This is a genomic window from Arthrobacter sp. CG_A4 (assembly GCF_035985125.1).
GTDB lineage: Bacteria > Actinomycetota > Actinomycetes > Actinomycetales > Micrococcaceae > Arthrobacter.
On sequence record NZ_JAXCID010000001.1, the window covers coordinates 218,571 to 241,390 of the forward strand.

The window sequence follows — 22,820 nt, forward strand, 5'->3', positions numbered from 1 at the left end:
GAGCCCTGACATGGCAAACGACATCATCACCCCCGCGGTCCCCGCGCCGGACATCGTCCGCTGCGCTTACATGGACCTGGTAGTCACCGACCTGGAAAAGTCACGTGCCTTCTACGTGGACCTGCTGGGCCTGCACGTCACCTACGAGGACGACGAGGCCATCTACCTGCGCTCCTTCGAAGAGTTCATCCACCACAACCTGGTCCTGCGCAAGGGCCCCGTGGCCGCCGCGGCCGCCCTCGCCTACCGGGTGAAGTCCCCCGCCGAGGTGGACGCCGCCGAGGCCTACTACAAGGAACTGGGCTGCCGCACCGAGCGCCGCACGGAGGGATTTGTCCGGGGCATCGGCGATTCCGTCCGGGTGGAGGACCCGCTCGGCTTCCCCTACGAGTTCTTCTACGAGGTGGAGCATGTGGAGCGCCTCACCCAGCGCTACGACCTCTACGGCGCCGGCGAACTCGTCCGGCTGGACCACTTCAACCAGGTCACCCCGGACGTGCCGCGCGGCCGGAAGTACCTCGAGGACCTGGGCTTCCGGGTGTCCGAGGACATCAAGGACTCCGACGGCGTCACCTACGCCGCCTGGATGCACCGCAAGCAGACCGTGCATGACACCGCCCTGACCGGCGGCGACGGCCCCCGGATGCACCACATCGCGTTCTCCACCCACGAGAAGCACAACATCATCCAGATCTGCGACAAGATGGGCGCCCTGCGCATCTCCGACCGGATCGAACGCGGTCCCGGCCGGCACGGCGTCTCGAATGCCTTCTACCTGTACATCCTGGATCCCGACGGGCACCGGATCGAGATCTACACCCAGGACTACTACACCGGAGACCCGGACAACCCCACCATCACCTGGGACGTGCACGACAACCAGCGCCGCGACTGGTGGGGCAACGCAGTGGTCCCGTCCTGGTACACCGAGGCCTCCCTGGTGCTGGACCTCGACGGCAACCCCCAGCCGCTCGTCATCCGCACCGACAGCAGCGAGATGGCCGTGACCGTCGGCGCCGACGGCTTCGCCTACACCCGCGAGCCGGGCGAGGAGCGCGGCTTCAAGCTCGGCACCCAGCTCTAACCCCCTTCCCCACCCGTTGCGCTATCACTTGATGTCCCTCTGGCGCCCTCTGAGCCGCCACAAGTGATAGCGCATCCGGGGAGGTCAGGTGCGGGGGTGGGGCGCCGTCGTCGTCGGCTTCTTCCGGTGGAGGACGACGGCGGCTGCCGCGCCCAGCAGGAACAGCGCCGCGGCGGCGCAAACGGGAACGATGAAGGCCGTGGAGTAGCCGCTGTGCTGCGCCAGCGCTCCGGCGATCGAGGAGCCCAGCGCGGTGCCGGCGACAATGCCGCTGGCCAGCGCCGTCATGACCGTGCCGAGTTTGCCGGCCGGCGCGACGACGCCGCCAATGGCGAATACCGTGACCATCAGCGGACCCACCGGCAGGCCCAGGACCAGAAGCACCAGGACCATGGGCAGCGCCGTGGAAGGCAGGAGCAGCAGCACCGAGAGCACGGCCATCAGCCCCGCACAGGCCAGCCAGCGGGCATTGGCCGAGAAGCGCTGCGGCCAGTAGGCCACCGAGAGCGCTGCTGCGGCCGAGCTCAAGCCCATCACCGCGTACAACAGTCCGGCCAGTTCGGACGTCGCAAAGCTGGCGGCGAAGGAACTCAGGGACGTCTGCGTCGAGCCGAAGAACGTTCCCATGCAGACCATGGCCAGCACCGGAAGGGCGACGGCGGCGAAGGAGGCGAGACGCTGCCCGGCAGGCATAGCCTTCCGGCGTTCCTTCTCGGCTGCCGCGCCGGCCGCGGTCCGCGCCGGGGTGCGGAGTACCGCGTGGTGCGTGGGGTGAACGGCGAAGGCGGGGACGAGGGTGATGGTCAGTACGGCTGCGAGCGCCAGCGGCAACCAGGGCGCAATCAGGCTGGCGAGGATGCCCACCAGCGCCGGACCCAGGACAAAGGTCAGTTCGTCGGCGGTGCTTTCGTAGGACAGGGCCGTGTCAAGGTCCTCGCTGTTGGCATCTGGTCCGCCCCGGGAGGTCAGCGCCATCCAGCGGACCCGGGCGAGCGGGCCCACCTGCGGGCAGCTCGCACCGGCCACGAATGCGGCGGCAAGAACTGGGACGGCCGTGGCGATGTCCTGCCCGCCCGGGATCAGGTAGGCGGCGATGATCAGGGCGACGACGGCGACCGTGTTGAAGATCGCGGCGAAAACCAGCACCGGGCGCTGGCCCAGCCGGTCCGCCAACGCTCCGAGAACGGGGGCGCCGAGCGCTGAACCGATGCCGACGGCCCCGGCCGACACGCCGCCCACCGCGTAGGAGCCGGTAACGGCGGTGACCAGGGTCAACGCACCGACGGTCAGCATGGCGAGCGGAAGCCTGGCGAAAAGTCCCAGCGGAATGAACGTCCTGCCGGCCAGCAGCGGAAGCCGGGCGTAGCGGCCGCCAGTGCTGGGTGTGGGATCAGGCGCGCGGGAAAGGTCCGCCTCGAAATCGGGCGGCGGGGAAATTGACGCTGGAGAAACTCGCGCTGTGGAAGGCGTTGAGGGGTTCATAATTCCGGGTTCGTTCAATGGTGCGCATCGTCCCTCCTCCCGATGCGCGCGACCCGGTAACGGCTTAAGTGTAGCCGCAACTTGGTTCTTTGCCGGGCCCGGCTGCGGCATCAGACCCGGGCGTCGTCGGAAATGTGCAGAGTGGACCCGTGGCGTTCCTTGACCACCTGAAGCTGGGTGCTGATGCGCTGCTTCATTTCCGCCACGTGACTCACAAGCCCCACCACCCGGCCGCCGTCGCGGAGTCCTTCGAGTGCGTCCATGACCTGTTCCAGGGCCTGTTCATCAAGGCTTCCGAAGCCCTCATCCACGAAGAGGGTCTCGATATCCACGCCGCCGGATTCCTGCTGCACCACGTCCGCGAGCCCGAGGGCCAGCGCCAGCGAGGCCATAAAGGACTCGCCGCCGGACAGCGTCGCAGTATCACGGCGCTGGCCGGTCCACTGGTCCAGGACTTCCAGGCCGAGCCCGGATTTCTGCCCGCGTGCTGCCCTGGCGTCAGTGTGCTGCAGCGTGTATCGGCCATCGCTCATGCCGATCAGCCGTTCCGAGGCGGCGACGGCCACCTGTTCCAGCCGGGCCGCGAGCACGTAGCTGTTCAGGCTCATGCGGTAGGTGTTGTCTCCCGCGCCGCGGGCGGCGTCTGCGACGGCGGTCAGCAGCGCCGCCCGTTCGCGGGGCTCCCGGCTGGCAGCGGCACGTTCGGCAAAGTCGCCCGCGATGCGGCCCAGCGTCCGCACTGACTTCTCCGCGAGGCCCGAGGCGAGACCGGCCTGCCGTGCGGCGAGCTCCGCCGCGGCCACCCCGGCGCGGAGCTGTTCCAGGTCCCCGTCCGCGAGAGGGGCCCCGGTTTCCAGTTCACGGACAGCGAGGGCCAGCTCCTCACCGGCGAAGAGTTCCTCGATCCGGGCGGCCTCGTCCTGACCGGACCGGATGGCGGCTTCAAGGCCGGCGGCATCGCCGGCCGGGAGGAGCACAGCCCTGGCTTCCGCTGCGGAGTCGAAACCGGACGCCGGCAGTGCCAGCCCCAGCTGCGTCCCGGCATCCGCGGTGCGGGACTGGGCCTGTTCCAGCCGGGCCCGTGCCGCCTCTGCCCGTTCCAGGACGGCGGTGGTTCCGTTGAGGGCGGCAATCCGCTCCGCCAGGGTAGGGTGCCCGGCGCGCAGTTTCCCGAGGGCCAGTTCCAGGGCGCCCGCCTGGTCCTGGACTTCGGCGATGGTCGATTCCGTCTGGGCAATCTTCGATCCGGCAGCCGCCTGGACCAGTCCGGCGGCTGTAATTTCCTCGACGAGCTCCACTTGCCGGGCGCGGCTCGCCTCCAGCTCCCGGGCAGCGCGGCCGGCCTCGGCCGCGCGTTCTGCTGCCAGCTCCGCCTCGAGGCGGGCGTCCCCGGGCGCGGTGCTGCCGCCCTGGGCCGCCAGCACGGCAATCTCCTGCTGGGCATCGGCAAGATCGCGTTCACGCTCGGCCAGAGCCATTTCGGCGTCCTCGCTTGCGAGCTGCGCTGCCTGCTCCGCCTCGGCGACGGCCAGGGCGGAAGCAGCCGCCGGGGCGGGGGCCGGGTGTTCGGGGCTGCCGCACACCGGGCACGGCAGGCCGGGCCGCAGCTGGGACGCGAGCTCGGCGGCGGCGTTGGCAAGCCGTTCCTCGCGGAGATCCAGCCAGCGCTGGCGCCGGCCCTGGTGCTGGTCCCGGGCGAGGCTGTGGCGCTCCGTGGCGGCGGCGCAGGCAATTGTTGCTGCGGCGTACCGCCCGACCATGGCCACGAGTTCCGTGGCGGCGTCGGCTTCCTTTTTGCGCAGCTGGATGTCGGCTGCAAGTTCCTCGAGCGGACGCAGGCCGCCGAGCAGTGCCTCCGATTCAGCCTTCAGCGCCTCCAGTGCAGTTGTCCCCGTGCGGCGTCCCGCGGCCAGCTTCTCAAGCGTCCCGCGGAGCTGCGTGGCGCGGGCCAGCAGTCCGGAAAGCCTGCCTTCGTCCGGCAGCCGTTCCCCCAGCACAGCCCGGACGGACCGCAGTCCCCCCAGTGCGGCCCGCAGGGCAGCACCATCGATGAGTCCGCCGTCGGGAGCACCGGCGGCAGTGCCTCCGGGAGTGCCTCCGGTGAGGGAATCCGCAGGACGTTCCGGGGATCCGCCCCGGAGCGACAGGAGCTCGGGGTCTGTGAGCGCCGCGGCACGCAGTTCTTCCGTCGCACCGGTCAGGGCCACCGTTGCCAGCATTTGGGCCGCTTCGGCGCTTTCCACTGCCTGCAGCAGTCCGCCAAGTACTTCCGCCCTGCGGTGCAGGCCCAGCTTGTCGATCCTGGCCGCCAGAACCGGCCTGGCGGCCTCGGCCTCGGCCCGGCGCCTTTCGGCGGCGGCGAGTTTGGCTTGGCGGGCGGCCCGGGCCGTGGCGGCGTCGAGTTCGGCCATATGGTCGGCGCGTAGCCGCTCGGCCCCGGCAGCGGCAACTTGGCGTCCGGCTGCGGCGGCGGCGGCGCCGGCACCGAGCCAGGCCAGGAGCGAGCCGGGATCGGCGCGGTCCGGGGCTTCCGAGGTGTCGAGCTCGAGGGCCGCTGTTTCGGCCTCGGCCTGGGCAAGCAGCAACTCCAGCTGGCTGGTGAGGCCGGCCACCTCGGTGCCGGCGGCCTTCGCTTTCCGTGCGAGTTCCTGTTCCACGGCCTCGAAGCGCTGGGTGCCGAACAGGCTTTGGAGCAGTTCCATTCGGTCCGTGGGTTTGGACCGAAGGAACGCGGCGAAGTCGCCCTGCGGCAGCATCACCACCCGGGTGAACTGTTCGCGGTTCATGCCCAGGACATCGGCGATCTCGGCCCCGGCCTCGTCGTTGCGGCCGGACTTTTCCAGCCATTCGCCGTCGACGCGTTCGCGCAGCAGGGTGTTGGCCTGCTGGACGGTGAACCCGTTTTTGCCCCGGGCGCTCGGCTTGTCCCACGCGGGCGAGCGGGAAACCTCGAAGTGCCGGCCGCGCGCGGAGAACTCGCAGGTGACGCGGGGCTCGGCGGCGGCCCCGGCGTGGTCGCTGCGCAGCCGTTTTCCGTCCTGCCGGGCCCCCGGGACCGAGCCGTAGAGCGCGAAGCAGATGGCGTCCAGGACGCTCGTCTTGCCGGCTCCGGTGGGGCCGTTCAACAGAAACAGCCCGTGGGTACTCAGGCGGTCGAAATCGATGTGTTCGGAACCGGCGAAAGGGCCGAAGGCGGAGATTTCGAGACGGTGGATCCTCACAGGGAACTTCCTTCCAGGCGCACGGCTTCGAGGGCTTCTGCCAGGACGACGGATTCGGCGTCGTCCGTGCTGCGTCCGCGGACGTGTTCCAGGAAGCCGCAGCAGATGGACAGGTCGTCGTCGGCTTCGGCCAGCCGGCTGCTGTAGCTGATTCTGGTGCCAGCGGCGGCACCTTCGGGGTCGAAGCCGAGGACGAGAGTGTCGGGAAACCTTGAACGCAGCCTGTCCATGGCCTGCGCCGGACGCTGGGCGTCGGTCAGGGTGATCTGGCAGTAGGCGCCTTCGGCCCAGCCGAATTCCTCGGCGGAGAGCAGCTCATCCAGCCTGCCGCGCAGCACGGCCAGCGCCCGTGGCGCCTCCCAAAGCACCTCGCGGACCCCGCCGATGCCGGCGGCATCCACTTCGACGAGCCAGCTGCCCTTTTTGTGCTTCGCCTCCGAAAACGAGTACGCGAGCGGAGAACCGGAGTAGCGCACGGCGGCTGAGAGCCGCTGCCGGCCATGAAGGTGGCCAAGCGCCGTATAGCCGAAGCCGTCGAAGAGATCCAGCGGAACAGCGCCGACGCCGCCGATACTTAGGTCACGCTCGCTGTCCGAGCTGATCCCTCCGCTGGCAAAGGTGTGCGCCAGGACCACGGATTGAACCGTCCGCGTCCGGGCCCGGGCGGCAAGATCGTCCCGGATCCGTGCGGTGGCGGCCCGGGTGACCTCGAAGTGGCTGGCGGTCTGGACCCCCAGCTGTTCGGCCACGAGCCGTGGTTCCAGCCAGGGGATGCCGTAGATGGCCAGTACCGGGCTGGTGTCCGGATCCGTCTCGGCCGCCGTGCCGTCACCGCCGTCGAGCGGGAAAAGTACAGGCTTGTCCAGCTCGGCCAGCCGCGTGCGCAGGTGCACTCCCCCGCGTTCGAGCAACCGGGAGGCGAAGCCGAGCCGGATGGCGGAATCGTGGTTGCCGCTGGTCAGCACCACCTGAGCGCCGGCGCCGGTGAGGCGCACGAGGGCGTCGTCGAGCAGGCCGACGACGTCGACTCCGGGCAGGGCACGGTCATAGACGTCGCCGGCGATGAGGACTACGTCCACCGACTCATCGCGGACGAACGTGACGAGCTGGTCCACAAAGGCGCGCTGGGCCTCGAGCATGCCAACGCCGTGGAACGACCGGCCCAGATGCCAGTCCGAAGTGTGCAGTAACAACATGCTCCTACGGTATCGGCTGGCACTGACAGTGGTGCGCCACCGCTCCCGAACAGCAACGCGGGGTCACTTCCGGCCCGTCCCGCTGCCTGGCATGGGCCGGATGTGACCCCGCGTTGTAGTGTGCGGCACGACTCGGCGCGCGGACTACTCCCCGCGCTTGTCGAAGAAGTCGCGCGCCTCGTCGCTTCGCGGGCGGGACTGCGCGGCCCGGTCGTTGCGGACCGCGGGTGCGGCGGAAGCGCCGTCGTCGTCAGCAACATCCGACTCAAGCGCCGGCTCAAGAGCCGTCTCCGATTCAAGCGCCGGCTCAGGCGTCGCAACACCGCCGGCAACCGAGAGTGCAAAGCCCCGGAAGACCAGTCCGGCCAGTGCCGCGCCGACCAGCGGAGCGACCCAGAAGAGCCACAGCTGGCCGAGTGAGTCCGGGCTGCTGAAGAGTGCCGAAGCCGTGGCGCGGGCCGGGTTGAAGGGGGTGTTACCGATCGTCTGCCCGAGCTGCAGCAGCACGGCCATGGTCAGGCCGACGGCGAACGGGGCCGCCGACCTGGCGGGGTTCCGGGCTGAGGCCACGCCAAGGTAAACGGCCACCAGAAGCGCGCCGCCCAGGACCTCCACGAGGAGCACCCCTGCCAGCGGGGCCTGGATGATGGAGTTCTGGCCGAAGCCGGCCGTGACGGTGTCGAAGGCGGCCCGGGTGTCGCTGATTTTGGGGATGGTGCGCAGGATGCCAAAAAGTGTGACCGCGCCGAGCAGCGCGCCGGCAAGCTGGGCGCCGAGGTAGGCCGCGGCGTCCGCCAGCCTGATGCGGCCGGCGATGGCGTTGCCCACCGTGACGGCGGGGTTGAAGTGCCCGCCGGAGAGGTAGCCGAACGCCAGCATGGCGGCCGTGAGAGCCAGTCCCCCAGCCAGGGAAGCGGGCAGCGGATTTGTCTGGGGAATGGTGAACACGGGCACGCCCAGGCCTATGACCACCACAAAAAGCGTCCCCATCGCCTCGGCGGACAGCCGGGCGGGGAGTCCGGCCCGCTGCGCCTCGTCGATGCTGGCGGGCGGGAGCGTGCCCGTCTCGGGGGTTGGCACAGGCGTAGTCATGGTATCGAAGTCCTTTTGCTTGGGGTATGCGGCTGCGGCGGGAATCAGGCAGAGGGCTCTCCGGCCCGGCATGCGCGATGACGCCGCCCGGCAGGCGGTCCGCGAGCAGTCTTCCAGCGGAATCTGGACGTTGGCTGGGTCCGGGCCTAACGGACCTTGTCGTTGGTTCGTCGGGTGGCTTGGCCCGGGGGCTGGGAGGGCACCGCTCAGGGACATGCCCCGCGCCGGCGTGCGCGGATGGATATAGCGTCACTATGCCCAGTTCCGGGTGCGAAGAATGGACATGTCCCGCTGGACTGGACACCGGCCTGAAGGGGACATGCCCCGCGCCGGAGTGGGCGGATGGACATAGTGTCATTCTGCCCAGTTCCGGGTGCGAAGAATGAGCATGTCCCCCGCGGCGCGAAAGGTCCAGGTTCCACGCCGCCGGACCAGCCCAACGCCTGACCGGACCAGTCCAACGCGTCGGGCCGCGACGTTCCTGCCCAGTTACTTCGGCGCCGGGCGCCACAAGCCCGCGGGAATCCGGGCCTTTCCCGGGCCGATAGGAGGTGTGGCGGCAGGTAGCCGGGAAGGAGCGCCGCCAACGAATCCTGCGCCCGGCCAGGTCAACGAAAATGCCCGCCGGGCGCGGCGTACCCAACGGGCATGCCCCACCGGACCGGACATGCCCCGCGCCCGGGCCGGCGGGTGGGCATAGTGTCATTGTGCCCAGTTTCCGGTGCGAAGAATGGGCATGTCCCCCGGAGCGAAAAGGTCCTGGCGCTGCCTGAACCCCCAACGAACCCAGGAAAATGCCCGCTAACGGCCCAGTGCAAGCGCGGTGACCGTGCTGCCGGCCAGCGCGACGACGGCAGCCGCCGCGCTGAGCAGCAGCGGGGCCGGCGCAGCGGCGTTGGAGCGCCGGAGCTGCCGGGAGCGCAGCTGCACACAGATGAACAGGACGGCGGTGGAAGCCAGCGCCGTCCCGGCGGACAGCCCCAGGTAATCGAAGCCGCTGCTGTCCGGCAGCCGGCCGCCGCTCTCCGGCCCCGGCCCCAGCTCCGGCCCGGACAGCGCCCAGCTGCGCCAGATGAACAAGTCAGCGACGACGAGGGACAGCAAGGTCCGGCCCCAGGACAGGGTGGTGCGCTCGGGCTGCAGTCCGGGATCCCGGAACCCTGGCCCGGACGGTGGCAGGGTCACCGCGCCACGAGGATCAGAACGGCGACAGTGAGGGCGGCCACCGCGATGCCTGCGGTCATGATCAGCATCACCCCGGAATAGGGGAGTTCCTGGTTATTGCGCATGGCAGCTTCCATCCGTGTCCACCGCCGGTAGGACAGGGAAGCCAGCCAGGCTCCGAGGACCGCCAGCACCACGCACAAGGCGATCCGGACAGGGGCCGGGGCAATGTCCGGGGCCAGCTGGTCAATGGCGAGGGCTCCTGCGATCAGCGCCAGCGAAGTCCTGATCCACGCCAGGAAGGTCCGCTCGTTGGCCAGGGAGAAGCGATAGTCAGGGGTGCTGCCGGTCTTTCGCCACACTGGTTCCCGCATTCGTTTCCCTGCTGTTCCTGTGCTGGGTTCCCCTGGGGGCACCGTGCGCTTCGCTCCACCGCGCCGGCCGGCGTCGGACTGTCCTCAACAGAACCCTACCGGGCGGGTAAAATTGGAGGCCATGAGCAATGAGCACTCCACCTCCCCCACGGCAGACGCCACCGCAGACGCCACAGCAGATGCCACCGCGTCCCCGTCCCACGTGTCCCGCATCCACGGCTGCCTGCTGGGCGGCGCCCTCGGTGATTCGCTGGGGTACGCCGTCGAATCCGACCACATCTCCACCATCCGGGCGAAGTTCGGCCCGGAAGGACTGCAGGACTTTTCGGCGCTCGACGGCGGCAGTCACTTCTCCGCCGACACCCAGCTCACGCTCTACACCGTGGACGGGTTGCTGGAGGCGCTCGAGTGGGCGAACTCGGGCGTCGGCGCGGACACGAATGCATGCCTGTGGCTCGCCTACCTGCGATGGCTCGGCACCCAGGGCGTCGCGGTTCCGGAGACGGCACCGTTCCAGCCGCCCCGCTGGATCGATTCGCACGACGTCCTCAGGCACCGCCGCGCCGCCGGGAACTCCTGCCTGAGCGGCCTGGCCACCGGCGAGATGGGAACGTTCTACCGGCCGGTCAACCCGGAGTCAAAGGGCTGCGGGACCGTGATGCGCTCGGCACCCTTCGGCCTGATCCCCTACATCGCCGCCGGGGCCGTCTACAAGCTCAGTGCCGACGCAGCCTCGCTGACCCACGGGCACCCTGCGGCCCGGCAGAGCGCCGGCGTCTTCAGCCTCGTCATCCACGCCCTGACGGCCGGACAGGGCCTGCGGGAAGCCGCCGACTTCGCGTTGGGACAACTCGGCGCGGGCCACCTGCGCAAGGACGAAGTGCCGGATTCTGATCTCATCGCACGGCTCGAAACGGCGTTGCGCCTGGGCGGCGCCGGGGAGCCGCTGGATCCGGAGGAACTGGTCCGGGAGCTCGGAGCGGGCCGTATGGCGGAGGAGGCACTCGCCGTCGCGCTCTACGCGGTACTCGTCACGGAACCGGGCGCGACGGCGGCTGCCGGGCTGCCGGCCGGGCGGCCGGAGGCCCACTTCCGGGCGGCGATCACCCTCGCGGTAAACCACAGCGGGCACAGCGGTTCCACGGCATCGATGGCCGGGAACATCCTGGGCACGTTCTACGGCGAGGACTGCCTGCCGGCGGGGTGGCTCGACGCGCTGGAAGCCCCGGAGGTCATCCGGGGCATGGCATCGCGGCTGGCGGCCATTACCGGGGCCTGATTCCCTTGTGGTCGCCGGCGGCGGCTAATCGCGCCGGAGCACGATGTTGTTGCAGGCCTCACACACGTCCTCGGGGATGAATCCGCGGCGTTGCAGGATGCCAAAGACGACGCAGCCGAGGCAGAAGCCGAGAACTGATTCGAGGGACGCGGCCACTATCAGGACCGCGAGCAGGATCCAGGCAGCCGGGGCGAGGCCGGCGGCCAGCAGGATGGCCGCCGCGGTGGACATGGCGGCACCGATTCCCTGGGCAAAGCGCTTCGGCGGTCCGGGAACCAGCCTCGTCTTCCCCAGCAGCGGCGTCAGCACCCTGACGGACAGCCGGGCCAGTGGCGAGATCCGCGGGCCGAACAGCAGCCGCAGCCAGAACCCGACGGCGATCACCGCCAGGCCCCAGCCGAAGCCGGTCAGCAGCGTCACGACGGACAGCAGCACCACGAGTCCGGCGGTGATGCGGGCCGCATACTCGTTCACCGGGTTGGGAAACGTAAAGACTTGTCGCCAGTCGATTCCGCCCGGCCGGGCGGGTGCGGGTGCCTGAGTCGGTGCGGGTGCCTGGGCCGCGGCGGGTGACGACGTCAGTTTGCTCATCGTCCAAGGCTAGGAGTCGAACTGCCCCGGGCGACACGTTTGTTGCGCCGTATGACCGCCGAGGCGCCGTACGACCGCGGACGCTACGGACCCGCGGGGGCGTCAGGCGATCGCGGCGGGGGCCAGGTGGCCGCCCACCATCTGCAGGAATTCACCTTCCGAGAGGACCTCGATCCGCTGGCCCCGCTCGTGCAGGTCAAGGACGCGCCGGGCCTTGCCGGTGAGCCGTCCGGAGCGCAGGTCCGCCGCCACGAACCCGTCCCCCACCACCAGGACGGTGGTGCGGGCCGTAACCCGGCTTTCGGGCCTGGCCCCCAGTTCGGCGGAGCGGATTTTCGCCTCGGGCCGGGGAATCACCAGCTCCCCGGTGAACACCACGGTCTGGCCGAACAGCGGGTGTCCCGGTTCGGCCAGCGCATTCGGCAACGGATTGGCGCCCTCTTCCGGCCAGCCCGGCTGGAACGCGCGTACCGCGGCGGCAGTGTCCGCTCCCGCGGCCAGTGCCCCGATGGCCGACTGGCTGGGTTTGGACAAGGGATCACGCAGCGGATCGAAGGCAGCCTGCCGGGACACCAACAACCCCAGCGACAAATACAGTTCCGCGATGCTGCCGGCACCGTTGCGGGCGGCTATGTCGATCAGGATCCCGGCGCACGCCCGGGCGTCCTCCGCCGCGTCGTGGTGGTTCACCAGCGGCACACCGGCCTCTTCGGCCGCATACGGCAGGGAGTTGGACACGAGCGAGTAGCAGCGGCGCGACAGCATCACCGTGCAGACGTAGTCGTAGGCGGGGCCCGCCAGGCCGGAGACTTCCAGTCCGGAGCGGATCACGCCGAGGTCGAAGGCGGCGTTGTGGGCCGCCAGCACATCGCCGCCGATGAAGGCACCGATTTCCGGGAAGAGTTCACCGAAGCGCGGCAGGCCAACCACCTGCTCCGGCCGGATGCCGTGGATCCGGACGTTGTGGTGGTCAAAGCGGTCGTGGTGCTCCGGCGGGCGCATCAGCCAGGAGGCTTCCCCGACGACGACACCGCCACGGACCTTCGTCAGGCCAACAGCGCATGGTGAACCGCGGAAGCCGTTCGCGGTCTCAAAGTCGATCGCCGTAAAGTCCAAACCCACGCCCCAAACTTTACCGCCGAAAGTCGGCCCGGCCCGCCGCACGCGCCGCCGGGAGGCCCGACGTCGGCCGTCCAGTACCCTTAACAGGTGAACATTTTAGCGATGAGTGACTTTGCCGTGTCCGCGATCGGAGGAGCGGGCCCGGTGCAGCCGCACCTGTCCTCGCTCCTGCCCGACTGGCTGAACCCCCAGGTCTTCCTGGCCGACCCGGCCCTTGCGCCCTGGGTGGTGTTGTTAGTCTGCGGCATCATCTTCGCCGAGACGGGCCTGCTGGTCGGATTCTTCCTGCCGGGCGACTCGATGCTATTCACGGCCGGGCTCCTGGTGGCCACTGGCACCATCAAGTTCAACATCTGGGCCTTCGCGGCGCTGATCATCATCGCCGCGATCGTGGGTAACCAGACCGGCTATCTGATTGGTTCCAAGGCCGGTCCCGCCATCTTCAACAAGCCCAATTCCAAACTCTTCAAGCGCGAGAATGTTGAAAGCGCACACGCCTTCTTCGAGAAGCACGGCGGCAAGGCCCTGATCCTGGCCCGCTTCGTCCCCATCATCAGGACCTTTGTCCCCGTGATTGTGGGCGTTGCCCAGATGAGCAAGCGCAAGTTCTTCCTGTTCAATGTCATCGGCGCCGTGCTCTGGGGCGGCGGCGTGACCCTGCTCGGCTACCTGCTGGGCGACACGGTCCCGTGGGTCCGCGAGAACCTGGATATCATCTTCGTCATCATCGTCCTGGTCTCCGTCATCCCGATCGGCGTCGAGGTCATCCGCGGCTTCGTGGCCAAGAGCCAGGCCGAGAAGTACGGCACGGACATCTTCGAGGAGTTCATCGAGGAGCACGAGCCCGAGGAAGAACGCAAGACCCCCTAGCGGTCATTTTCGTTAGTTCGTTGGGGTCAGACGGACCCTGGACCTTTTCACGCCGCGGGACATGCCCATTTTTCGCACCCGGGACTGGACACAATGACACTATGTCCACCCGCTGCCCCCGGCGCGGGGCATGTCCCCTTGGGCCGGCCACCGCGCCCAGTCCCCCGACGAACTAACGCAAGACCCCTTAGCCCAGCACCAGGGCGGAACTACTTCGCGGCCAGGGCCGCCACGATGGCTGGCAGCAGCGCCCGGAACGCCTGGCCGCGGTGGCTGATGGCGTTCTTCTCCGCCGGGCTGAGCTCGGCGCAACTGCGGTCCAGTCCGCTGGGCTGAAGCACCGGGTCGTAGCCGAAGCCCCCCGCGCCGCGCGGTTCGCGCAGCAGGGTGCCTTCCAGCTGCCCGTACTCGACGATTTCCCGGACCTCCTCCGGCGATGACCCGGGAACGGCCAGCGCCGCGGCGCAGACAAACGCCGCGCCGCGGTACTCGTCGGGCACATCGGCCAGCTGGTCCAGCAGCAACTGCAGGTTCGCGGCGTCGTCCCCGTGCCGTCCTGCCCAGCGGGCCGAGAAGATCCCCGGTGCGCCGCCGAGCACATCCACTGCCAGCCCGGAGTCGTCGGCGATCGCCACGAGTCCGGTGGCCCGGGCCACGGCGCGTGCCTTCAGCAGCGAATTTTCGGCAAACGTCACGCCGGTCTCGGCGACGTCGGGCGCGCCGACGGCGCTGGCGTCCACCACCTGCGTGTCGACGTCGAGACCGGGCACCTGGCCGCGGAGCAGTTCGCGGAGCTCCCTGAGTTTTCCCTGGTTGTGCGTGGCGAGGACCAGAACGGGCACGGGAGTACGGTGCTGTGCCGGACCCGCTGTCACGGGGCTTCCGCCAGGGTTTCGCGCTGGATGGCGGCGAGCTGCCCCGTGCCCAGCAGGGCCAGGTCCAGCAGCTTGTTGAGCTCGTCGCGGTCGAACGGGGCGCCTTCGGCGGTGCCCTGGACCTCGACGAACTTGCCGGAGCCGGTGACCACGACGTTCATGTCGGTCTCGGCGCGGACGTCCTCGACGTAGGGCAGGTCCAGCATCGGAATGCCGTCGATGATGCCGACGGAGACGGCGGCGATGGTGTCGATCAGGGGCTTGGCGTTGCGGGCGAGCATCTTGTTCTCCTGGGCGAAGCGGATGGCTTCGGCCAGTGCCACGTAGGCGCCGGTGACAGCGGCGGTGCGGGTTCCGCCGTCGGCCTGCAGGACATCGCAGTCCAGCACGATGGTGATCTCGCCCAGGGCCTTCGTGTCGATAATGGAGCGCAGCGAGCGGCCGATCAGCCGGGAGATCTCGTGCGTGCGGCCGCCGATCTTGCCCTTGACGGACTCGCGGTCGGAGCGGGTGTTGGTGGCTCGCGGGAGCATGGCATATTCGGCGGTGACCCAGCCGCGGCCCTCCCCCTTAAGCCAGCGCGGGACACCCTGGGTGAGGGACGCCGTGCACAGCACCCGGGTGTTGCCGAATTCGATCAGGGCCGATCCTTCGGCCTGCTTGGACCAGCCGCGGGTGATGCTGATGGGCCGGAGCTGGTCCGGGGTGCGGCCATCGGCACGGATGATGGGGGCAGTGAGTGCTTCGGAAGTCATGCCTCTAGCTTATCGACTCGGGGCACGGGCTCAGATCGTGTAGTGCACACCTGCCACGGCCACGGCGACGTCGCGGCTGAAAACCTGCTTCGCTTCGGCCATCACGGTGGTGGGCGAGGTCCAGACCGGGATGTGCGTCAGCAGGAGCCGCCGCGCGCCGGCGGCTTCGGCGGCTTCGCCGGCCCGTTTGCCGGTCAGGTGCACGTCTTTGATGGCGTCGTCGCGGCCCTCCTCGAACGCCGCCTCGCAGAGGAACAGGTCAGCGCCGCGGGCGGCGTCTTCGAGGCCGCGGCAGGAGTCCGTGTCCCCCGAATAGCTCAGGACGCGGGTGACGGGGGTGCCGTCCTTGCCGGGCTCGGTGACGTCCACGCGCAGCGCATAGGCCTCCTCCACCGGGTGGTTCACGGTGTACGGGGTCACAGTGAAGGGACCCACGGCCACGGGCTTCCGTTCCGCCCAGTTGCTGAAGTCGAACTCCTGGTGCATGCCCGGGTCCAGTTTCAGCCCGTAGGCGGTGGCCATCCGGTCCGCGGTGGCCGCCGGTCCCCAGACCGGAATCCGGCCGCCGCCCCAGCCGCCCGGCTTCCAGCGCACCGCCACATGGAGCCCGCACAGGTCCATGCAGTGGTCCGGGTGCAGGTGGGTCAGGAAGATGCCGTCAATATCCTCGAGGTCTGTGTAGCGCTGGATCGCGCCGAGCGCCCCGCTGCCGAGGTCCAGGACGATCTTCCAGTTCCGCTCGCCGTCATTGGCGGTCAGCAGATAGCACGACGCCGGCGAGCCGGGGCCGGGAAAAGACCCGGTACACCCCACGATGGTCAGCTTCACAGGCCATTCTCCCGCAGCGAGGCAGCATGGGACGCGGCGAGCGAGGCAGCGAGGGAAGACGGTGCCACGAAATTGGAAATCCGCGGCCGGCCGGCACCGGCCTGCGCGGCGGCGAGCATTTCGGGGGTGATCCTGGCCAGGCTGCCGGTGGGGTACTGGGCGGCCACATGATCCACGTGGCGGACGCTGAGAACCTCGGGGCCGAGGAAGCGGCGGGCGAGGTGCTCGAACTGGGCCGCGTCGCCGGTGGCAATGAAGTTGTGGGCCGGAGCTGTGGTGTCCGTCCGCTCCAGACCCCGGGAGGCCAGCGCACGGTAAACGTCCTTGGCCGTCTCTTCGGCGCTGGAGACCAGGGTGACGTCCTCCCCCAGGACGAACGAGATTACGCCCGTGAGCAGCGGGTAGTGCGTGCAGCCCAGCACCACGGTGTCCACACCGGCGGCCCTGAGGGGTTCCAGGTAGTCGCGGGCTACCGCGAGCAGTTCCGGTCCGGTGGTGATTCCGGCTTCGACGTAGGAGACAAACGCGGGGCAGGCCACCGAGGTGATCTGCAGGTCCGGGGCGGCCGCAAAGGTGTCTTCGTAGGCGCGCGAGCCGATGGTGGCAGAGGTCCCGATCACGCCCACCCGGCCGCTGCGGGTGGCGGCGACGGCACGCCGGACTGCCGGCTGGATGACCTCGATCACGGGGATGCCGTAGCGGGCGGTGTAGCGTTCCCGGGCGTCGCGCAGCACGGCTGCGGAGGCCGAGTTGCAGGCGATGGTCAGCAGCTTGACGCCGGAATCCACCAGCTCGTCCATCACGCCCAGGGCGTTGGCCCGGACTTCGGCGATGGGGAGCGGGCCGTAGGGGCCGTGGGCGGTGTCGCCGACGTACAGGATGGCTTCGTTGGGCAGCTGGTCGATGATGGACCGGGCCACGGTGAGCCCGCCGACGCCCGAATCGAAGACACCGATAGGCCGCGATCCCATCAGGCTGGCGGTCCGGCTGCTGGCGGTGCTGCCCGCTGGGGAGTCCGCAACAGCTTCCGCTGCCGGATCCATGTTCGAGGCTGTTGTCATGATTATTCGAGGATAGGGCTTAGCCATGGGTGCGGGCAGCACATTGTGGTGTCCGACTCATGTCTAATTTGTCACACACGGCGCGCGGGAGCGCCGGCTCAGCTGCGTGGTTCGAGCGAGGCCAGCATGGCCTGGACCAGGGATTCCTGGAGCCAGGTGGTGAAGTTGTAGACGAGGGCCAGGTAGCTTTCGACGTCCTCGGCCTGGGACCAGTCCTGCATGAGGTGGACATGCTCGGCGTCCGCATCATCGCGGATGTCGAGGCGTTCGGCGAGCACCAGGCGCACATCGTTCAGGGCAGTGGACCAGTGCCGGGCATCGGCGGGAGTGAGAACCAGTTCTTCCTTGTCCAGCCCCAGCGAGGCGGCCTTCAGTGCGCCGATCTTGTTTTCCCGAAGCGAGCGTTCCGTGTACCGGCGGAACTCCAGCGAGGCTTCGCCGTCGTTCTTCATCACATTCGGCAGCAGCCGCCGCAGGGCGCGGTCCGTTGGTTCGCGCGCCTCAGGATCGACTCCGACGAGTGCGGCGAGGGGGTCCTGGTTGGCCCGCTCCTCCGGCTCCAGCATCGAGATGACGTCATCGAAGAGGCTGCGCAGCAGTTCCCGTTCGGCGGACTCCAGGTAGCCGGTGACACCCTTGAGCCCGTATTTAAATGCCTTAGCCACGTTTTCCTTTACCCTTGCCTGATCCTCCGCCTGACCCGGCACCGCCGGAGCCGCCGGTCGCCTTCTCCACGGTGGCCCAGAGGCCGTAGCCGTGCATCGCGACGGCGTGCTGCTCCACCTGCTCTTTGCTGCCGTGCGCCACGATGGAGCGGCCCTTCTTGTGGACCTCCAGCATGAGCTTGGTGGCCTTCGCCTCCGGATAGCCGAAGTAGCTGCGGAACACGTAGCTCACATAGCTCATCAAGTTCACCGGATCATTCCAGATCACGAGGTTCCAGGGAATGTCCGGGGCGGTCAGGACGTCGGTGGACGCCGCTGTTCCGGTTTGGGTGCCGGCCTGGGTGTCCGGGCCGAGCGCAACGCTGAGGGTCATCTGTCCATTCTATGGGGAGGCTGGGCCCACGCCGGCGAGGGCCCCACGGCGAAGCGAAGCGAGACGAGGGAGCCGGTGGGGACTAGAGTGAATTTGTGAGTACCCCAGCTGGCCCGGACCGTCCCCGTACGTCCCTGTACACCGATCACTACGAGCTGACCATGCTGCAGGCCGCGCTGCATTCCGGCGCCGCCCACCGCAAGTCGGTGTTCGAGGCCTTTGCCAGGCGCCTGCCGGACGGCCGCCGCTACGGGATCGTGGCCGGCACCGGCCGCCTGCTGGAAGGCATCGCGGACTTCCGCTTCGGCGCCGCCGAGATCGACTTTCTCTGCCGCTCGAAGGTGGTCAACGAGGAGACGCTCGAGTACCTGGCCGGTTTCTCCTTCTCGGGCGATATCTGGGGCTATCCGGAGGGTGAGGCGTACTTCCCGAACTCACCCATCCTCATTGTCGAATCAACCTTCGCCGAAGCCTGCATCCTCGAGACCTACATCCTGTCGATCCTCAACCACGACAGCGCCATCGCCTCGGCGGCCTCGCGCATGATCACCGCGGCCGGCGGCCGGCCGTGTGTGGAAATGGGCTCCCGCCGCACGCACGAGGAGTCCGCCGTCTCGGCCGCCCGTGCCGCCATCATTGCCGGCTTCGACAGCACCTCCAACCTGCAGGCCGGCCTGCGCTACGGGCTCAAGACCGTGGGCACCGCCGCCCACTCCTTCACCCTGCTGCACGATACCGAGCGCGAGGCCTTTGCGGCCCAGATTGCCTCGATGGGTGCCGGCACCGCGCTGCTGGTGGACACGTACGACGTCGAGGCGGCGGTCCGGACCGCCGTCGAACTAGCCGGCGACAAACTGGGCGCGGTGCGACTGGACTCCGGGGACCTCGTGGCGCAGGCGCAGTGGGTCCGCCAGCTCCTGGACAATCTGGGCAATGAACGCACCCGGATTATCGTCACTTCAGATCTGGACGAGTTCGCCATCGCGGCCCTGCAGTCCGCTCCGGTGGACTCCTACGGCGTCGGCACCTCCCTCGTGACAGGCTCCGGCGCGCCGACGGCGAGCATGGTTTACAAGCTGGTCAGCCGCACGGACGATGACGGCGAGTTCGTCCCGGTGGCCAAGGCCGCGAAGAACAAGACAAGCAAGGGCGGGCGCAAGTACGCGCTGCGCAAGCTCAACGAACGCGGCACCGCCACCCAGGAGATCGTGGGGATCGGCCACCGTCCTGAGGACGATGGCAACGACCGCCCGCTGCTGCAGCAGTTCTTCAAGAATGGCGAGCTCTTGCCCGGCTGGACCGGAGCGGACGGCGTCGTGCGCGCCCGCAGTCGCCATGCCGACACCATGAAAGAGCTTCCTGCCGTGGTCAACCGGCTGCAGCGCGGCGAAGCCGCCATCCCAACCATCTACGAGGAGAACTGATGTCCCGCGCCCTGATCATCGTCGACGTCCAGAACGATTTCTGCGAAGGAGGCTCGGTGCCCGTCGAGGGCGGCGCGGACCTCGCCGGCGCAATCAGCGAATACGTCGACGCGCACCACGGCCAGTTCGACCACATCGTGGCCACCCAGGACTGGCATGTCGATCCGGGTGCGCACTTCTCGGAGACACCGAATTTCGTCGACAGCTGGCCGAAGCACTGTGTCGCCGGCACCCGCGGCGCTGAGCTGCACCCCGACCTCGACGCGGAATATATCCAGGCCTACTTCCGCAAGGGCCGGTACACGGCCGCCTACTCGGGCTTTGAGGGCCTGCTCGCCCCTGACGACGCCGTCCCCACCGGCGACCGGAAGCCCGGCGCCATGCCGGTCACCGGTATTGCGTCCGGCAGCGCCGGCCCCGTTCACGCGGACGCCGAAGGCTTCGCCGGCGCTGGTTTCGCCGGAAGTGACTTCGCCGGTGGCGAGGACACAATTGGGCTCGACGACTGGCTGCAGAGCCACGACGTCGAGGACGTGGTGGTGGTGGGGATCGCGACCGACCACTGTGTCAAAGCCACGGCGCTCGACGGCGTCCAGGCCGGCTACTCCGTCACAGTGCTGCGCGCCCTGACCGCGGGGGTCGCCGAGGACCTCGAAGATGCCGTCGCCGAGATGGAACTCGGCGGCGTCGACATCGCCTAACCGTTTGCACGTGCCGCCGGCTGCGGGCTGCCGGCTCGTGACGGCGTCCGGCCGTGCTGCTTGACCGGAAAACAGCGCCCTCACAGTAGACTCGAAATCCCTGCCAGATCGTCTGACCGTAAAACCCCGGAGTGCACCATGAAGAAAACCCTCACCGTCCTGATTGTTGCCGGGGCGCTGCTCGGCGCCGCCGGCTGCTCTGCCGCCGCCCCGCAACTGAGCAACGAGGAAACCTGCACCCGGATCCAGGGCGTCGGCGCAGGCCCTACGTCTGCCGCGGACAAGACAGGGATGATCCGTCTGGCCAACCGGCTGCGGCCCGTCGAGGTGACGTCCTCCGATGAGCTGAAGGCTCCGCTGCGCGACATCATTGAATTCCTGGACGAGTCGGCGAAGGCAAACCCGGACGCAGCGAAGCTTGAGGAGCTCCAGCCCAAGTACGCTGCTGCAGGCCAGGCCCTCGGCGCCGTCTGCGGCGGCGGCGGCACCGGCGGACAATAACACCGGCGCTGGGGCATACAGAGGCGCTGCGGTAAACAGGCTGCGGTAAACAGAAGGGACCAGGCTTGCCTGGTCCCTTCTTGTATGCCCTCAACTTCTTTCTGCCCGCAGCGGGCCGCCGCACCACGCTACTTGCGGCCGATGAACCAGTCCTGCAGCTTCCGCAGCCGGGTCTGCAGTTGTTCCTCGTCGGCCTGCGCCACGGGCGGGCCGCCGCAGACAGTCCTGAGTTTGGTGTGCACAACGCCGTGCGGCGTGCCCGTCCGCGCGGACCACGCCGCCACGTTCTTGGCCAGTTCGGTGCGCAGGTCCATCAGCATGCGGTGGTCCGGCACGGCCGGGGCGGCCGCTCCGGCCGGCGGGCCCCCGGCCTGCGGGGCCCGGGCGTTCTTACGGTTCAGCTGTTCGTGCTGGCGCTGGCGCAGCAGCGTGCCGACCTGTTCGGCGTCGAGCAGACCGGGAATCCCGAGAAAATCGAGTTCGTCCTCCGAGCCCACCTCGCCGCCGGTGCCGAACTCGCCGCCGTCGAACAGGACCCGGTCAAAGGACGCCTGCGAATCAAGCGCCTCGAACTTGCCCTTGGTGAGCGAATCCGACGCCTTTTCCTCGCGGTTCGCCTCGTCCATGAGCGAGTCCTCGGGATTGAAAAGACCGTCGCCGTCTTCCTTCTCCGGACGGTCCAGGGCATGGTCGCGCTCTGCCTCCATGGAGTTCGCCAGCGCCATCAGGGTGGGAACGGAGGGCAGGAAGACCGACGCCGTCTCGCCGCGCTTGCGGGCGCGTACAAAGCGCCCCACCGCCTGGGCAAAGAACAGCGGCGTGGAGATGGACGTCGCGTAGACGCCGACGGACAACCGCGGGACGTCAACGCCTTCGGACACCATACGCACGGCCACCATCCAGCGCTTCTCGCTGGCGGTGAACTCCTCGATCTTGCTGGAGGCCTTGGCATCGTCGGACAGGATGACCGTGGGTGATTCACCGGTGATCTTCTTCAGCTGCCCGGCGTAGGCACGCGCGTCATCGTGGTCGGTGGCGATAACCAGGCCGCCGGCGTCGGGGACGGTGCGGCGCACCTCGCTGAGGCGTTTGTCCGCCCCGGCGAGGACGGCCGGGATCCATTCACCCGCCGGGTTCAGCGCGGTGCGCCAGGCCTGGGCGGTGATGTCCTTGGTGACCGCGGATTCGCCGAGCGAGGCTGCCATTTCCTCGCCGCCGCTGGTTCGCCAGCGCATCTGCCCGGAGTACGCCATGAACATGACCGGGCGGACAACGTGGTCGCGCAGCGCATTGCCGTAGCCGTAGGTGTAGTCGGCCCTGGAACGCCGGATGCCGTCGCGGTCCTCGGCGTATTCCACAAACGGGATGGGCGACGTGTCGGAGCGGAACGGCGTACCGGTCAGGGAGAGCCGGCGGGATGCGGGCTCGAAGGCCTCGCGCAGACCGTCGCCCCAGGACAGGGCCTCGCCGCCGTGGTGGATCTCGTCCAGGATCACCAGCGTGCGCGCGGCCTCGGTTTTGGCGCGGTGCAGCATTGGTTTGCTGGCCACCTGCGCGTAGGTGACCGCGACGCCGACGAACCCGCGGCCGTGCTGGCCGTCGGCGTTCTTGAAGTTCGGATCGATGGCGATGCCCACCTTGGCGGCGGCATCGGCCCACTGCCGCTTGAGGTGGTCGGTGGGCGCCACAATGGTGACCCGGTTGACGGCACCGGCGTCGATCAGCATGGAGGCAACGCGCAGGGCGAAGGTGGTCTTACCGGCGCCCGGCGTTGCCACCGCAAGGAAGTCCTTGGGCTGGGTGCTGAAATAGCTGTCGAGGGCTTCCTGCTGCCAGGCCCGGAGCTTCGGCGCGGTGCCCCAGGCAGCCCGCTCGGGATACGCGGGAGGCAGCACTGGTCCGCCAAAAAGTGTCTCTGTCACTCAGGTGCCTTCCATTCCGCGTACCGCTGCTGCCGGAGAAACCCAACTAAGCACAAAAACACCAATCTTTTTCGGATGAACCGTTGCCAAACGCCGGACAGCACGGACCCGACCACAGTCAGCGGACCAGACCACATTCAGCGGGACAAAAGCGGGGTCGGGGCCACCGGCGCACGCGGTACCCAAGCGGCATTCGCACGGACGGGAGACCCGGTCGCACCAGCGCCAACGGACCGGCCC

General features: G+C 68.8%; 21 protein-coding genes. 6 read left to right on the plus strand and 15 right to left on the minus strand.

Going from position 1 to position 22,820, the window contains the following annotated elements; translation table 11 throughout:
• Nucleotides 1–10: 10 nt before the first annotated feature.
• Nucleotides 11–1,084, plus strand: a complete 1,074-nt coding sequence (gene hpaD / locus RCH07_RS00945; RefSeq protein ID WP_326965581.1) for a 3,4-dihydroxyphenylacetate 2,3-dioxygenase — start codon at nucleotides 11–13, stop codon at nucleotides 1,082–1,084.
• An 84-nt stretch (nucleotides 1,085–1,168) separates the two neighbouring features.
• Here the strand turns inward: hpaD and RCH07_RS00950 are convergent, their stop codons facing one another.
• The 6 genes from RCH07_RS00950 to RCH07_RS00975 form a co-directional block, all read right to left on the minus strand.
• The gene (locus RCH07_RS00950) at nucleotides 1,169–2,566 is read right to left on the minus strand and encodes an MFS transporter (RefSeq protein ID WP_326965582.1); all 1,398 of its coding nucleotides are present in this window, start codon (nucleotides 2,564–2,566) and stop codon (nucleotides 1,169–1,171) included.
• A 110-nt stretch (nucleotides 2,567–2,676) separates the two neighbouring features.
• The gene (locus RCH07_RS00955; RefSeq protein ID WP_326965583.1) at nucleotides 2,677–5,787 is read right to left on the minus strand and encodes an SMC family ATPase; all 3,111 of its coding nucleotides are present in this window, start codon (nucleotides 5,785–5,787) and stop codon (nucleotides 2,677–2,679) included.
• Nucleotides 5,784–6,983: an exonuclease SbcCD subunit D gene (locus RCH07_RS00960; protein WP_326965584.1), complete on the minus strand. Its 1,200-nt coding sequence runs from the start codon at nucleotides 6,981–6,983 to the stop codon at nucleotides 5,784–5,786. Before RCH07_RS00960 ends, RCH07_RS00955 begins: the two co-directional genes overlap by 4 nt.
• Before the next feature lie 144 nt (nucleotides 6,984–7,127).
• Nucleotides 7,128–8,075 carry an MIP/aquaporin family protein gene (locus tag RCH07_RS00965; protein WP_326965585.1) on the minus strand — a complete coding sequence of 316 codons (948 nt, stop codon included), beginning with the start codon at nucleotides 8,073–8,075 and terminating at the stop codon, nucleotides 7,128–7,130.
• Between the two features lie 801 nt (nucleotides 8,076–8,876).
• Nucleotides 8,877–9,260, minus strand: a complete 384-nt coding sequence (locus RCH07_RS00970) for a DUF202 domain-containing protein (RefSeq protein WP_326965586.1) — start codon at nucleotides 9,258–9,260, stop codon at nucleotides 8,877–8,879.
• A complete protein-coding gene (locus RCH07_RS00975; protein WP_326965587.1) occupies nucleotides 9,257–9,613 on the minus strand; it encodes a YidH family protein in 357 nt (118 codons plus the stop codon). Before RCH07_RS00975 ends, RCH07_RS00970 begins: the two co-directional genes overlap by 4 nt.
• A gap of 121 nt (nucleotides 9,614–9,734) precedes the next feature.
• On the opposite strand from RCH07_RS00975, the gene RCH07_RS00980 reads away from it, so the two are divergent.
• Nucleotides 9,735–10,892, plus strand: a complete 1,158-nt coding sequence (locus RCH07_RS00980; RefSeq protein WP_326965588.1) for an ADP-ribosylglycohydrolase family protein — start codon at nucleotides 9,735–9,737, stop codon at nucleotides 10,890–10,892.
• 24 nt (nucleotides 10,893–10,916) lie between these two features.
• Here the strand turns inward: RCH07_RS00980 and RCH07_RS00985 are convergent, their stop codons facing one another.
• A complete protein-coding gene (locus tag RCH07_RS00985; protein ID WP_326965589.1) occupies nucleotides 10,917–11,483 on the minus strand; it encodes a DUF4395 domain-containing protein in 567 nt (188 codons plus the stop codon).
• A gap of 102 nt (nucleotides 11,484–11,585) precedes the next feature.
• A complete protein-coding gene (locus RCH07_RS00990) occupies nucleotides 11,586–12,605 on the minus strand; it encodes an exonuclease domain-containing protein (protein ID WP_326965590.1) in 1,020 nt (339 codons plus the stop codon).
• A gap of 102 nt (nucleotides 12,606–12,707) precedes the next feature.
• On the opposite strand from RCH07_RS00990, the gene RCH07_RS00995 reads away from it, so the two are divergent.
• Nucleotides 12,708–13,475: a VTT domain-containing protein gene (locus RCH07_RS00995; RefSeq protein WP_326965591.1), complete on the plus strand. Its 768-nt coding sequence runs from the start codon at nucleotides 12,708–12,710 to the stop codon at nucleotides 13,473–13,475.
• A 209-nt stretch (nucleotides 13,476–13,684) separates the two neighbouring features.
• On the opposite strand, the gene rdgB is transcribed toward RCH07_RS00995, so the two are convergent.
• From rdgB to clpS, 6 genes are all read right to left on the minus strand, one after another.
• Nucleotides 13,685–14,317 carry an RdgB/HAM1 family non-canonical purine NTP pyrophosphatase gene (gene rdgB / locus RCH07_RS01000; protein WP_326965592.1) on the minus strand — a complete coding sequence of 211 codons (633 nt, stop codon included), beginning with the start codon at nucleotides 14,315–14,317 and terminating at the stop codon, nucleotides 13,685–13,687.
• Between the two features lie 29 nt (nucleotides 14,318–14,346).
• Nucleotides 14,347–15,105 (minus strand): ribonuclease PH, encoded by a 759-nt coding sequence (gene rph / locus RCH07_RS01005; protein ID WP_326965593.1) that lies wholly within the window; start codon nucleotides 15,103–15,105, stop codon nucleotides 14,347–14,349.
• Between the two features lie 30 nt (nucleotides 15,106–15,135).
• Complete coding sequence (locus tag RCH07_RS01010; RefSeq protein WP_326965594.1) at nucleotides 15,136–15,933, minus strand: MBL fold metallo-hydrolase; 798 nt, start codon at nucleotides 15,931–15,933, stop codon at nucleotides 15,136–15,138.
• Nucleotides 15,930–16,994: a glutamate racemase gene (gene murI, locus RCH07_RS01015; RefSeq protein WP_326965595.1), complete on the minus strand. Its 1,065-nt coding sequence runs from the start codon at nucleotides 16,992–16,994 to the stop codon at nucleotides 15,930–15,932. The genes RCH07_RS01010 and murI overlap by 4 nt, the downstream gene beginning before the upstream one ends.
• Nucleotides 16,995–17,092: 98 nt before the next feature.
• Nucleotides 17,093–17,659 carry a DUF2017 domain-containing protein gene (locus RCH07_RS01020; RefSeq protein WP_326965596.1) on the minus strand — a complete coding sequence of 189 codons (567 nt, stop codon included), beginning with the start codon at nucleotides 17,657–17,659 and terminating at the stop codon, nucleotides 17,093–17,095.
• Nucleotides 17,652–18,032 (minus strand): ATP-dependent Clp protease adapter ClpS, encoded by a 381-nt coding sequence (clpS, locus tag RCH07_RS01025; RefSeq protein WP_326965597.1) that lies wholly within the window; start codon nucleotides 18,030–18,032, stop codon nucleotides 17,652–17,654. Before clpS ends, RCH07_RS01020 begins: the two co-directional genes overlap by 8 nt.
• A 95-nt stretch (nucleotides 18,033–18,127) precedes the next feature.
• On the opposite strand from clpS, the gene RCH07_RS01030 reads away from it, so the two are divergent.
• The 3 genes from RCH07_RS01030 to RCH07_RS01040 all read left to right on the plus strand — a co-directional run bounded on the left by RCH07_RS01030 (nucleotide 18,128) and on the right by RCH07_RS01040 (nucleotide 20,658).
• Nucleotides 18,128–19,456 carry a nicotinate phosphoribosyltransferase gene (locus tag RCH07_RS01030; protein WP_326965598.1) on the plus strand — a complete coding sequence of 443 codons (1,329 nt, stop codon included), beginning with the start codon at nucleotides 18,128–18,130 and terminating at the stop codon, nucleotides 19,454–19,456.
• A complete protein-coding gene (locus RCH07_RS01035; RefSeq protein ID WP_326965599.1) occupies nucleotides 19,456–20,157 on the plus strand; it encodes an isochorismatase family protein in 702 nt (233 codons plus the stop codon). The genes RCH07_RS01030 and RCH07_RS01035 overlap by 1 nt, the downstream gene beginning before the upstream one ends.
• A 138-nt stretch (nucleotides 20,158–20,295) precedes the next feature.
• Nucleotides 20,296–20,658: a hypothetical protein gene (locus tag RCH07_RS01040; RefSeq protein ID WP_326965600.1), complete on the plus strand. Its 363-nt coding sequence runs from the start codon at nucleotides 20,296–20,298 to the stop codon at nucleotides 20,656–20,658.
• Nucleotides 20,659–20,786: 128 nt separating this feature from the next.
• Here the strand turns inward: RCH07_RS01040 and RCH07_RS01045 are convergent, their stop codons facing one another.
• Nucleotides 20,787–22,580 (minus strand): DEAD/DEAH box helicase, encoded by a 1,794-nt coding sequence (locus RCH07_RS01045; protein WP_326965601.1) that lies wholly within the window; start codon nucleotides 22,578–22,580, stop codon nucleotides 20,787–20,789.
• Between the last annotated feature and the right edge of the window lie 240 nt (nucleotides 22,581–22,820).